This is a genomic window from Nocardia sp. NPDC050435, assembly GCF_040655395.1.
In the GTDB taxonomy this organism is placed as follows: domain Bacteria; phylum Actinomycetota; class Actinomycetes; order Mycobacteriales; family Mycobacteriaceae; genus Nocardia.
In genome coordinates, this window is the sequence record NZ_JBFAJW010000011.1 from 81,183 (window position 1) to 93,190 (window position 12,008).

A 12,008-nucleotide genomic window follows, 5' to 3' on the forward strand; every position below is an offset into this window, starting at 1 on the left:
TCAGCCCAGGCGAATCGGCAGGGTGAGCGGCCCGCGATGCCGGAACCCCGAGCGCCACCGGATTTCCGCGGGGTCGGCCGCGAGCGCCGCGCCGGGCCAGCGCGTGTGGAAGTGGTCCAGCGTCGTGGCGGTGATGGTGCGGACCAGCGCCGTGCCCAGGCAGGAGTGCCCGCCGTGGCCCAGACCCAGGTGCGGGTTGCGCCGGCGGCTCAGATCCAGCCGGGCGGGCGCGGTGAAAACGGCGGGGTCGTGGTTGGCGGCCGCGAGGCACAGCAGGACGGTCTGCCCGCGGCGCACGGCGTATTCGCCCAATTGCAGGTCGGTGTCGGCGAATCGGGGCCCCGCGAGCACCTGCGGGGACAGGTACCGGAGCAATTCGTCGACGGCGCGTTCGGGTGCGGTGTGCAGCTGGGGGAGCTGATCCCGGTGCTCGAGCAGGGTGAGAATCGCACCGGCCACGAGATCGACCAGCACCTCGTACCAGACGAACAGCAGGTAGAAGAGCACGCCCTGCAATTCGTCCGCGCTCAGATCCCCGCGCCCGCGCGCCGCGACGAGGCGGCCGAGCACGGTGTCGGCGCCGCCGGCCCGCTCGAGGGCGCCCGCGACGATCGCCTGCATGGTGCGCAGGGTGTCGCGGGCCTGCGGCAGACCCGCCCCGGTCGGCAGCAGCGCCGAATTCGCCCACGTCAGTAGGGCTTCGCGGTCCGGCGCGGCCAGGCCGAGCAGTTCGCCGAGCACCGCCGCGGGCAGCGGCACCGCGAACCGCTCGACCAGGTCGACGGTGCCCGCCGCGTCCACATCTTTCAGCAGCGTGTCGATCAGCTCGGGGGTGCGCTCGGCCAGCCGCCGCGGCGTCAGCTCCGCGGTGATCGTGCGCCGCAGCCGCGCGTGCTCGTCCGGGGTGTTCCCGACCAGCGCGGCGAACGCCGGCGGCAACGTGAAACCCAGGTAGTCGCGCTGGTTCGAATGCACCGGGTCGGTGGTGAGGCGCTCGTCGAGCAGCCCCGCCCGCACGTCGGCGTAGCCGGTGACCAGCCAGGCGGGCGGCCCGTCCGGCGTCCGTACCCGGTGCACACCGCCGTCGTGGCGCAATCGATCGAGTACGGACCACGGCTCGGCCGCGAACCCGGTACCGAAGAATTTCAGCACGCTGCCCCCATCACCCTTGTCTGCCAACAGTTCTCGGCCCCACCCGGTGCGCACCAACCTACCCCGCGCGCGGCGCACCGGCACGCGCCGGTGGGCGATGTCGGCGCGGCTGGACGGGAAACCGCGCGGCGCACCGCACACTGGTCGGTCATGGACCAGTTGGTGTTGATGTTCACCCTGCTGTTCGCCACGATCCTGGCCGAGCCCCTGGCCCGGCGGATCGGGGTCGCCGCACCGGTCCTGATGACCTTGTTCGGATGCGTGGTGGCGCTGATCCCGGTGGCGCCGCGGATCGAACTGCCGCCGCATCTGATCCTGCCGCTGGTCCTGCCGCCGCTGCTGTACGCGGCCGCGCGGCGCACCTCCTGGCAGCAGTTCGCGGAGAACTGGGGCCCGATCGCCCTGCGCGCGGTGGGTTTGGTGATCGCGACGGCGATCGCGGTGGCGGCGGTGTTCCACCGGTGGTATCCGGGGGTGCCGATCGCGGCGGCCATCGTGCTCGGCGCGATCGTCGCGCCACCGGATCCGGTCGCGGCGACGGCGCTGGCCAGTCGGCTCGGCCTGCCGCGCCGCCTGGTCGTGGTGCTCGACGGTGAGGGCCTGTTCAACGACGTCACCGCGATCGTCATCTATACCGTCGCCGTGCAGGCGGTCGTGACCGGCCACTTCTCCACGGCGCACGCGCTGGGTGAGTTCGTGGTCGCCGCGGTGGTGGCGGTGCTGGTCGGACTGGCCCTGGGCTGGGCGGGCAGCAAATTGACCGCCTACCTCGAGGAAGCGTCCTGGCAGGTGGCGCTGAGCCTGCTGCTGCCCTTCGCCGCCTACGGCGTGGCCGAGGCCGGGCACGGGTCGGGCGTGCTCGCGGTGCTGGTGTGCGCGCTGTATCTGACCGACGCCGTCACCGATATCGGCGATCGCGACTACCGCCTGGTCGGCGACTCGTTCTGGGACATCATCGAAATGCTGCTGGCCGGTTTCGCATTCGGCCTGATCGGGCTGGAACTCGGCAATGTCCTGGAGACCACGGGCAAGGACTGGTCCCGGCTGCTCGGGGTCGCGGGCGCGGTGATCGCCGTGGTGGTGGGCTTGCGCCTGGTGTGGCTGCTGACCACCTGGGCGCTGGGCCGGAGCTGGTGGCGGCGGCAGGACGCCGACGAGCCCTATACCTGGCGCGAGACGCTGGTCACCTGGTGGGCGGGCATGCGCGGCGTGGCCAGTGTGGCGCTGGCGCTGGCCATTCCGCTGCTCACCGAGCGGGACGCGGCCTTTCCCGGGCGCACCGAGATCCTGTTCACGGCCTTCGCGCTGGTGCTGTTCACCCTGCTGGTGCAGGGGCCGACGCTGCCGCTGGTGGTGCGGCTCACCGGCGTGCACGCCGACACCCAGCGCGAACGCGAACTCGAGCGCGGGCTGTGGGCGCGGGTGATGCGCGCGCAGCTGAGCCGGCTGAAAGAGCTTGCGGCGCAGGAGCACCTGCCCGACGAGATGTACGAGAGCCTGCGCGAGCAGTTCATGCGGCGGCTGGCCCGGGCCGACCCGGAGGCCGCCGACGACGAGGCGCGGGCCCAGGCGATCAAGGACTTGCGGCTGGTCCGCGGGGTGCGCGAGGAGATCGTCGAGGCCGGTCGGCGGGAGGCGCTGGCCGCGCGGCGCGAGCCGGGAATGCCGCCGGATGTGGTGGACCGGGTGACCCGGCGCCTGGATCTGAACCCGCCGAAGGTCGGCTGAGAAATCCTCCGTTCGATCCGTTGTTTGGGTTGGTATTTGCCGGGAATAGCTCCGTTGTAATGCTCACTCCAGCGACAACGGGATTGTCATGATCATTCTCATCGGGCTGCTCGTCCTGATTGCGGCGGTCATCGTCGGCGTCGCCGGTGTAGCGGCGAACACCGGCGAATTCGACGCATCGACAGGCGAATTCGCAGTGTTCGACTACAGCTTCACCGCGTCCGCAGGCGAACTCTTCCTCTACGGCATGGCCGTCGGAGCCGTCGGAATGCTAGGGCTAGGCCTGCTGCTGGCCGGAGTCTGGCGCGCGTCCTCGCGGAGTCGGGCCACCCGCCGGGAGCTCAAGCAAACCCGCCGTGAGGTGGCGGCCGCGCAGCGTGCCGACACCACTCGACCGGCGGCCCCGGCGACCGGCAGCAAGCCGGTGTGGAGTTTCAACAAGTTCCTGCCGAAGTCATCCGGCTCGGTAAAGACCACACCCGGAGCGACCGCACCGCGGTGATTTTCACAAGCCTGGCGATCAGCGTTCGATCGTCGAGAAAGGGATAAGACAATGATTATTCTCGGATTGGTACTCCTGGTGGTCGGCTGGCTGCTCGGAATTCAGCTACTCGTCACCGCCGGCATCATCGTGCTGCTCGTCGGCGCCGTGTTGCTGATCGCCGGTTCGGTCGGCCGCCCGGTCGGTGGCCGGCGTCACTATTACTGATGAGGTCGTGCGATGTCAGGGTTGAATGATCGTCCTGCGGGCTCCGGCCCGCGGCGGGAAAACCGGTTCTCGCATCAAATTCAGGCGACCACAGGCAAAGTCAAGAAGTTCCTCGGCCGGGCGACGAACAATCGCCGGCTCGAGGCGGAGGGGCGCCGAGATCAAGCTCGCGGCAATCTGAAACGTGCCGCGGACAAAGTGAGGGATGCCTTCAAACGCTGACCTGGTCGCAAAGCTGCCGGCCGATGGGCACCGGGCCCATCGGCCGGCAGCTTTTTTGTGCCCGAACGACGAATGCGGCGATGGACTACGGGACCGGATCGGCCTGCGGAACCGGCGATCGCGGAGCGGGCGGAGATAATCGAGCGAGTAATTCGCAGACCGTGTTCTCCGGGACATCGTCGAAATGCTGATACCACTGGGCGATCGAATGGAACATGGCCGGAGTTTCCAGGCAGACCACATGATCGGCGGACCGGCTGAGGCTGCGGATGGCCCGGGGCGAACCGACCGGCGCGGCCAGGACGACGCGATCGGCGCCCCGCGCACGGGCCGCCTCGATCGCCGCGCGAGCCGTGGCCCCGGTGGCGACGCCGTCGTCGACGACGATCGCGACCCGGCCGTCCAGCCGCAGCGCGGAACCCGGCCCGCGATAGCGGACGATACTGCGGGACAGCGTATTCCGGGCTTCCCGGGTGACGCGGTGCCGCTCCGGATCGGAGACGAACGCGCGCAGCAGCAGCGGTTCATCGATGACCTGGACGCCGTTGTCGCCGACCGCACCGAAGACCAGACCGGGCTGGAACGGCACCCGGAGTTTGCGCACCACTTCCACTTCCAGCGGCAGGCTCAGCGCCGCGGCCACCTCGAAGGCGACCGGGACACCGCCCCGGGGGACGGCGAGGACGACGGCCTCGGAGCCGCGAAAGCCCCGCAACCGCTCGACGAGTCGGCGTCCGGCATCGCGACGGTCGTGAAATGGCATCCAGCGAACCTCCTGAGTCGAATTCCGCCACGGGTTCGAGCCGCGCTGCTGGACTCGGAGAGTGTTTGTAGCTTACGCCCGAACAGAACTGGCCGCGAGCGGCCACCGTGCGGCACCGGCCGGCGGGTCAGCCGACGGGGTGCCGCTCGTGCGGTGGGCCGGCGCCGGGCCGGTCGGTCTGTAACCAGCGGTTGTTGGCGCGATCCACCAGGTCGAGCACCGCGTCGTCGCCGATTTCGGAGTAGTCCAGGTACCACCGGCCGACGGAGTGCGGCAGATCCGGCGTCTCCAGGCACACCACGTGCTCGACCAGGCGGCTCAGCTGCCGGATCACCCGGCTGGGCCCGACCGGTGCCGCGAAGATGATCTTTACCGCCCCTTCGGCTTTCGCGTGCGCGCAGACGGCCCACGCGGTGGCGCCGGTGCTGATCCCGTCATCGACGATCAGCGCGGTCCGGCCCCGCAGCGGCACCGGATCCCGGCCGCCGCGATATTCGAACTCCTTGTGCGCCAGTTCTTCTCGTGGGGCCATCACGTCCAGTGGCAACCGCAGCGCGGTCGCCACCTCGAAGGCGACCGGCACGCCGCCGGTGGGCACCGCGAGCACGACCACATCGTCCCCGCGGAACGCGCGCAGGCGGTCCACGAGCCGGCGACCTGCGTCGCGGCGGTCGGAAAAGGACATGGGAATCCTCCTGAATCCAAGGGAGATCGCGAATGGGCGAGCCGCGCTTCGGGACTCGGAGAGGACTCGAAGTCTAACCATGTGGTCGGGCGATCAGGGAGCTAACGAGGTTATTGCCCGCTGCCCTCGGCGAAATGCGGCCCCTCGGGCTCGGCTCCGGTGACCGTGCGGATGATCTCCCGCGCGATCGCGGTGAGTTTGATATTGCGATGCTGCGAGGCGCTGCGCAGGATGTCGAAGGCCTGCGCGCGGGTGCAGCCGCGCTGCCCCATCACGATGCCCAGCGCCTGATCGATCAGGGACCTGGACGCCAGGGCGGCCCGCAGCTGCGCGGTGCGATCGTTCTGACGGGCCACCGCCAGCGCGGTGCTGAGCAGCACGCTGGTGTGCTCGCCGGTCAGTTTGATGGCCCAGCGGGTCTGCTCGTCGAATCCGTTCGGCGCGGTCGCGTAGAGGTTGAGCGAGCCGATGGGCTTGCCGTCGGCGAGCAGCGGCTGGGCGTAGATCGACCGGATGCCGTGCGCCATCACCCGCGCCGGGTAGTCGCCCCAGCGGTTCTCCCGCGCCACGTCGGGCACCGACACCGGCTCCGCGGTGTGCATGGCTTCCAGGCAGGGGCCGGTGCGCTGCTGGTACTGGAGTTCGTCGACCCGGCTGGCCTCGGCGCCGGTGGCTCCGACCGTGACGGTGTCGTCGGCGCGTTTGAGCGATACCCCGGCCATCGGCTTGCCGGGCAGCATCCGGGAGGCGACCGTGGCCAGCTGGCGGAGCGCGGACTCGATGTCGCTGGTGGACAGCAGCAGGGCCGTCAGCTCGGACATCCCGGAAACGAGTTCGTACGCGGTGTTCTCATCATCTCGATCTCTCATGTCCTGGGACATGGCTGACCAGCCTCCATCGCTGGGGTGTCGCTGGGTTGTCCAACTTGTCTGGCAAATACCCGCTCGCCGGCGAGAGAAACGATCGATCAGATTCCGGAAAGTCCTGCCAGCTGGCCTATTCCGTAGGTTACGGCCATGGCCAGGGCGCCGCCGAACACCACGCGCAGCACCGCCCGGCCGCGGTCGCTGCCGCCTAGCCGGGCACTCACCGAGCCGGTCGCGGCCAGGGCGACCAGGACCGCCACGAAGGTGACCGGGATCCGCAGCGGCACCGGCGGCAGCAGGATCGCCAGCAGCGGCAGCAGTGCCCCGAGCGTGAACGACACCGCTGAGGAGGCGGCGGCCTGCCACGGGTTGGTGAGTTCCCTGGGATCCAGCCCGAGTTCGGCTTCGGCGTGCGCGGTGAAGGCGTCGTGGGCGGTGAGCTCCTCGGCGACCCGGCGCGCGGTGTCGGGACTGAGGCCCTTGGCCGTGTAGATGCCCGCCAGTTCGGCGAGCTCGGAATCGGGTTCCTCGCGGAGTTCGCGGGCTTCCTTGGCGAGCAGGGCGCGTTCGGAATCGCGCTGGGTGCTCACCGAGACGTACTCGCCGACCGCCATCGAGATCGCGCCCGCGCTGAGCCCGGCGACGCCGGCGGTCAGGATCGCCGCGGTGCCGGTGGTGGCCGCAGCGACGCCGACCACCAGGCCGGCGGTCGAGACGATGCCGTCGTTGGCGCCGAGCACGCCCGCGCGCAGCCAGTTCAGCCGTGCCGCCATCGGCTCGTGGTGCGGCTCGCCGGGGTGGGCTCCGGTGCTGGTCTCGGCCATCTCCGGACCCTATCCGCTGGGTGCGCCGGAATCGCGGAGCCGGTCCGCCAGCCGCACGGCGAGCGCCACGATGGTCAGCGTCGGGTTCGCGTGGCCCGTGGTGGGGAAGACCGAACTGCCCGCGACGTAGAGGTTCTCGACGCCGTGCACCCGGCAGTCGGTGTCCACCACGCCGTCCTGTGGGCGGGCCGCCATGCGGGTGGTGCCCGTCGGGTGCGCCCAGTCGGTCAGCTGGGTCGGCAGCGTGCTGCCGGCCCGCGCCCAGTCGTGGAGCGCCGGTTTCGGATAGCCGAGCCGGGCGAACTGCTCCACGGCGAGCGCGGCCGCCCGCCGCACGGTGGCGTCCTCGCGCTCGTGGACGCGCCAGTCCACCCGGGCCAGTGGTACGCCGAGCCGGTCCACCCGATCGCTGAGGGTGACCCGGCTGGCCGGGTCCGGCTCCTGCTCGACCATGCAGCGCAACTCGATTCGGTCCAGCTTGTGCGGTAGCCCGGCGTGCTCGATGAGCCGGCGGCGCGCGCCGGTGAGCAGCAGGCCGGGGTTGGCGAGCGCCACCCGGGCGTCGCGGCGGGTGCCGCGCCCGCGCAGCAGTTGCTTCACCGACTCCCAGGGGTCGTCGTCGGCGGGCACCTCCTGCAACCACAGCGCGCAGTTGAGCAACTGCTCGGTGCGTTGCAGCGCGGGGGCGAGGGCCAGTCCGTGCAGGAAGGTGTGTCGGCCGTGCGGACTGCGCACCACGTATTTGCCGAACCGGTGCAGCGCCGCGCCGGCCTGCGCGGGCGCCAGCGTGCCGACCGCGCCGCAGCGGTGGTCCATCAGGTAGCGGCCCACCAGATCGTGCCGATTGCCGACGCCCTCGGGGCGAATCCGCCGGGAGGCCAGCAGCAGTCGCGGCGTGTTGATGCCGCCCGCGGCCAGCACGAATCGCCGGGCGCGGACCGTGCGCGGCGCGGGATCCGCGACCCGCACCGCCTCGACGCGGGTGCCCTGCGGATTCGTGTCGATATGGGTGACGGTGGCGTGCAGCAGCACCCGGACATTGGGCGCGGCAAGACCTTCGACGTGCCTGCCGAACCGCTTGCAGTCGAACGGGTCGGCCGGATCGCGGCTGATCTGCCAGAAGTAGGGGCGAAAGGCGCTCGGGTCCAGTGCTTCCCGGGGGCGCGCGCGTCCGGCCAGCTCCCAGAAGGCGTCGTCGGTGAACCCGGTCCCGTAGCCGATCCCGAGGTGCCGGGCGGCGCGTTCCAGATAGGGATCCAGGCCGGTGATCGGCCAGCCCGAGCCGGGAACCCAAGCGCGAGCGCCGAAGTCCAGGTCGTCGAGCAGGCCGCAGCGGCCGCTCCAGGAGTAGGAGTTGCCGCCCAGGACCCGGTCACCGGCCACCCGGCCGGCCACCGCGTGCGGCGCTCCGGCGTCGTCCAGGTCGTCCAGTGCGTTGGCGGACTCCGCGGCGTCGCGGCCGCCGCTCTCCAGAATCACTACGCTGGTGGCGGTTCCGGCGAGTTCGGCGGCCAGGGTCAGTCCGGCGGGGCCGGAACCGATCACGCAGAGATCGGCGACCAGTTCCGCGTCGGCCACCGTGGATAGCTCATCGATCCGCATCCGCGTTCCTCCCTGGGCCGCGACCGGCAGCGCACGCCGCTGTTCGGCGCCCGCGTCGGCAGGTGTCGTCGGTTTCGAGAGGCCGCCCGGATCGCAGACGTCGGCAGTGTGTTGATCGGCCGAGCGCCGCTGATCGATACGCATCGTTCCGTGTCCGCCCCTGGACTCGCAACAGTGCTACTTTATGCGCCCGGGGCTGGGTTTATACCTGATTCGGTAGGCGCGATGCGGGAAAGCGCGGGCATGCTCGTCTCTGCGGCCGGGGCCGCTCGTGTACGTGGTTCAGCAGCCGTGATGCGGGAATGCGCGCACGGCCAAGGCCGATTGGCGGACATGCGTTCTCTATGCGGCCGGGGCCGCTCGTGTGCGCGGTTCAGCAGCCGTGATGCGGAAAGACGCGCACGGCCAAGGCCGAGTGGCGGACATGCGTCCTCTATGCAGCCGGAGCCGCTCGCGTACCCGATTCAGCAGCCGCGATGCAGGAAAGCGCGGACGTACCCGGCTGACTGGCGGACATACATCCAGGACCAGAAACGCACGCCGGATTCGCTCGGGCTGGCGACCATGGTGAGCTCGCCGTCGAAACACTTGCCGACGATGTAGCGGGCGCGGGACACGTGCGGGGTGTAGGTGATCACGATGAGGTGCCGCCAGCCGAATCGCTCGGCGCGGCGGCGGATCTCCTGCGCCTCGCCGTCGGTGGTCCACGGGTCCGGGACGAAACAGTCCACGGTGAAATCGAAGTGGCCCGCGCAGTACTTGTCCATCACGGTGTCGTCGTTGCCGGTGGAGCGGGAAATCAGCAGTTCGGGGGCGTAGCCGCGGCGGGCCAGGTCCAGGCCGAGATCGAAGCGTTCGTAGGCGGTGCCGCCGAGCACCACGATGGCGTCGGCCGGGCGCAGCGGATCGGTCTGGGGGTGAATGTAGACCGGCACGCCCGCCAGCGCCGCCGCGAGCAAGAGCGCGAGCACCGGCAGGCCGTATCGGGCGACCTGCGAGCAACCACGGCGGAATCCGGTGGGCGGCGGGCCCGGCATGCCCTCGACGATACGCGAAAGCCGATGCGGCCCAGCGCGATGCCGGTCGGCGCGGCAGGCACGGCTACTGGCGGACGCGGCGCACCTTCCGGACGGGTGTGGGATGCGGCATGAGCCGGCGGTGGATCAGCTGCAGCGCGACCAGCAGCAGCAGGGACAGGCCGGCGGTCAGGTAATCGCCGAGCAGCAGCGCGAGCACCGCGAAGCCGCCGAACAGCGGCAATTCCAGCAGCGCGCACCAGCCGAGGATCCGTAGTCGGGTGGCGTTGGAATCCAGCCAGCGCACGCCGTCGTCGATGATTTCGCGGGCCGTCACCGGGCAGACCATGCCGTCGCCGACCTGAACGAATCGGTGCACCGCCTCGTCCCGGGACAACTCACCGAGCCACGCCCGATCGATCAGCCGCTTGCCCTCTTCGGCAACCTCTCTGACCGTATCCATGCGGCCCCTTCCTCACCCGGTCACGCCAGCCGAAATCCCCGGCGAACACCGGGATCCGCGGCAGAAGTCTAGGGGCCGCCCAGGACACTGCCTAGAGGTGATCGACGCCGCCTTTGTCATGTCCGGTCCGGTTCGCTGCCCGCCCGCGTGAGCTGGCATGCTGACGCCCATGATCAATCTGCGGGGTGCACGGTGGATGGCGGGGCTGGCGGCGGGTGCGCTGCTGCTGAGCGGGTGTGGCGAATCGAAATCGGCGGACAGCACGGCCGCGCCGAGCACGCCGCGCGACCAGCTGCTGCTGACCGAGGCTGAATTTCCCTCCGGCGCAAAGAAAATCGATCTGCCCAAGGACAAGCTGGACGCGGCCGCCGCGGACATGACCGGTCTGCAGGACAGCGCCACCCTGACTCCCGCCGAATGCGGCACGACCACAAAGGATCTCGGCACCGCCAGCAAGGCGCTGCTGGCCGACTCGGCCGTGGCCGCGGCCACCGACGCCAAATCCGGGGTCATGTACATCGAGTTCCTGGCCGGCCGCACCGGCGATCTGCAGGCCGTCACCGAGGGCAACAAGACCTGCGGCGACATCTCGGTCACCAGCTCGGTCGAGGGCAAGCAGATCAGCACCAGTGCCAAGGCCGAGAACCTCAGCGCGCCAGCGGATCTGAAGGGCGTGAACGCGATCGCCTACCGCACCACCACGACGTCCACGGTCGGCTCCGGCAAGCCGCTGGTCTCGGTCGGCTACCAGGGCATGGCGGTGCTGCGCGGTCTCACCGTGGTGGTCCGGGTGAGCGCCCTCAAGGACACCCTCGACGAAGCCGTGTTCCAGAAGCTGTTCGTCGACGCTGTTCGCAAGGTGGAAAAGGCGGACTGATTTTCGCGGCGCAGGGCGGGCCGGGGCGTCCGAACGGCATCGCGGTCTTGCTCAAGCCTCGCGGCGCACGGCGCTGGGGGTCGCACCCCACCAGCGCCGGCAGCAGCGGGTGAACGTGGCCTGCTCGGAAAGGCCGAGCAGCGCGGCGATCTGGGTCATGGGCATGTCCGTGGTCGTCAGGTAGCGGCGGGCCTCGGTGCGACGCACGTCGTCGAGGATGCGCGCGAAGGTCGTGCCCTCCGCGCCGAGGCGGCGCTGGAGGGTACGCGGGTGCAGGGTCAGCAGTTTCGCGACCATGCCGACCTCCGGCGGCGTGGTGCCCAGCAACTGCTGGATCGCCGCGCGCACCTGCGGAACGATGGAAACGCCCGCGTGCCGGGCCTGTTCGGCGAGGAACGCGATGGCCAGGCGGTGCAGGTTCTCGTCACCGCCGGACAGTGACCGGTCGGTGAGATTGCCCGGCACCCGCAGCATCGCGGCGGGTCGCCCGACCCGCACGGGCGCGTGGAAGAACTCCTCGTAGACCCGCAGCGGCGCCTGCGGCCGATAGGGGAGTTCGACCGAACGCAGCCCGTAGCGCTCCCCGGCCAGTCGCTGGATCGTGCGATGCAGGAAGCCCAGGCCCAGGTCGGTGCCCTGCACCGGCGTCGGTGAGCCGGGCTGCACCCCATAGCGCAGGGCCACGATGCCGCGATCCTCGTACGGATCGGGTTCCACGGTCAGGCTGAGCGAGCGCGCGTGCACGAACAGGTAGCGCGAGGTGCATTCCAGCGCGTCGCCCAGGGTCGGCGAGTTGCGGATGGCGAGGGCGAGCGGGCCGAGCATGTCCAGATCCTGCCGGTAGGCGATGCGCAGGCCCAGGTCCGGGCAGTCCAGCCGGTGCGCGGCCAGTTCCAGCACCGCGGCCATGACCTGATCGGAGACCAGGGTGTCGTCGGCGTCGAGGGCCTCGATCGGGAATCCGACCGCGGCGGCCAGCTGCTCGGCATTGCCGCCGAGCTCGGCCACCGTGGCGCGAAAGCCGCGCAGGCCCGCCGACCGGATTACCGACATGTCGTCCAGAATCAAATACTTGTCGCGCAAAGTCAAGAATCTCGGTTA

At 70.3% G+C, this 12,008-nt stretch carries 14 protein-coding genes; 5 read left to right on the plus strand and 9 right to left on the minus strand.

The genetic code is table 11. The features are described from left to right. Positions 1-1,152, minus strand: coding sequence for a cytochrome P450 (locus tag AB0I43_RS30515; RefSeq protein WP_356980261.1), 1,152 nt, complete (start codon positions 1,150-1,152; stop codon positions 1-3). A gap of 150 nt (positions 1,153-1,302) precedes the next feature. Between AB0I43_RS30515 and AB0I43_RS30520 the strand changes: the two genes are divergently transcribed. The 4 genes from AB0I43_RS30520 (at position 1,303) to AB0I43_RS30535 (ending at position 3,811) form a co-directional block, all read left to right on the plus strand. Then, positions 1,303-2,880 (plus strand): Na+/H+ antiporter, encoded by a 1,578-nt coding sequence (locus AB0I43_RS30520; RefSeq protein ID WP_356980259.1) that lies wholly within the window; start codon positions 1,303-1,305, stop codon positions 2,878-2,880. Between the two features lie 88 nt (positions 2,881-2,968). Continuing rightward, positions 2,969-3,382 carry a hypothetical protein gene (locus tag AB0I43_RS30525; RefSeq protein WP_356980258.1) on the plus strand — a complete coding sequence of 138 codons (414 nt, stop codon included), beginning with the start codon at positions 2,969-2,971 and terminating at the stop codon, positions 3,380-3,382. A gap of 51 nt (positions 3,383-3,433) precedes the next feature. Next, on the plus strand, positions 3,434-3,589 hold the full coding sequence (locus AB0I43_RS30530; protein ID WP_356980256.1) for a hypothetical protein: 156 nt from the start codon (positions 3,434-3,436) through the stop codon (positions 3,587-3,589). Between the two features lie 12 nt (positions 3,590-3,601). Next, on the plus strand, positions 3,602-3,811 hold the full coding sequence (locus AB0I43_RS30535; RefSeq protein WP_356980254.1) for a CsbD family protein: 210 nt from the start codon (positions 3,602-3,604) through the stop codon (positions 3,809-3,811). A gap of 85 nt (positions 3,812-3,896) precedes the next feature. Here AB0I43_RS30535 and AB0I43_RS30540 read toward each other — a convergent pair whose 3' ends face one another. From AB0I43_RS30540 to AB0I43_RS30570, 7 genes are all read right to left on the minus strand, one after another. Continuing rightward, entirely contained in the window at positions 3,897-4,574 is a 678-nt protein-coding gene (locus tag AB0I43_RS30540) for a phosphoribosyltransferase (RefSeq protein ID WP_356980253.1), read from the minus strand. Positions 4,575-4,701: 127 nt separating this feature from the next. Then, positions 4,702-5,259 (minus strand): phosphoribosyltransferase family protein, encoded by a 558-nt coding sequence (locus AB0I43_RS30545; RefSeq protein WP_356980251.1) that lies wholly within the window; start codon positions 5,257-5,259, stop codon positions 4,702-4,704. Positions 5,260-5,369: 110 nt separating this feature from the next. Further along, complete coding sequence (locus tag AB0I43_RS30550; RefSeq protein ID WP_356980249.1) at positions 5,370-6,080, minus strand: GAF and ANTAR domain-containing protein; 711 nt, start codon at positions 6,078-6,080, stop codon at positions 5,370-5,372. A gap of 146 nt (positions 6,081-6,226) precedes the next feature. Further along, positions 6,227-6,949, minus strand: a complete 723-nt coding sequence (locus tag AB0I43_RS30555; RefSeq protein ID WP_356980248.1) for a VIT family protein — start codon at positions 6,947-6,949, stop codon at positions 6,227-6,229. Positions 6,950-6,958: 9 nt separating this feature from the next. Beyond that, the gene (locus AB0I43_RS30560; protein ID WP_356980246.1) at positions 6,959-8,551 is read right to left on the minus strand and encodes a GMC family oxidoreductase; all 1,593 of its coding nucleotides are present in this window, start codon (positions 8,549-8,551) and stop codon (positions 6,959-6,961) included. A 464-nt stretch (positions 8,552-9,015) separates the two neighbouring features. Continuing rightward, positions 9,016-9,588 (minus strand): YdcF family protein, encoded by a 573-nt coding sequence (locus AB0I43_RS30565; RefSeq protein WP_356980245.1) that lies wholly within the window; start codon positions 9,586-9,588, stop codon positions 9,016-9,018. A 64-nt stretch (positions 9,589-9,652) separates the two neighbouring features. After that, entirely contained in the window at positions 9,653-10,030 is a 378-nt protein-coding gene (locus AB0I43_RS30570; RefSeq protein WP_356980243.1) for a hypothetical protein, read from the minus strand. 169 nt (positions 10,031-10,199) lie between these two features. On the opposite strand from AB0I43_RS30570, the gene AB0I43_RS30575 reads away from it, so the two are divergent. Further along, positions 10,200-10,907, plus strand: a complete 708-nt coding sequence (locus tag AB0I43_RS30575; protein ID WP_356980241.1) for a hypothetical protein — start codon at positions 10,200-10,202, stop codon at positions 10,905-10,907. 51 nt (positions 10,908-10,958) lie between these two features. Here the strand turns inward: AB0I43_RS30575 and AB0I43_RS30580 are convergent, their stop codons facing one another. Continuing rightward, entirely contained in the window at positions 10,959-11,996 is a 1,038-nt protein-coding gene (locus tag AB0I43_RS30580; protein ID WP_356980239.1) for an AraC family transcriptional regulator, read from the minus strand. Positions 11,997-12,008 lie beyond the last annotated feature (12 nt).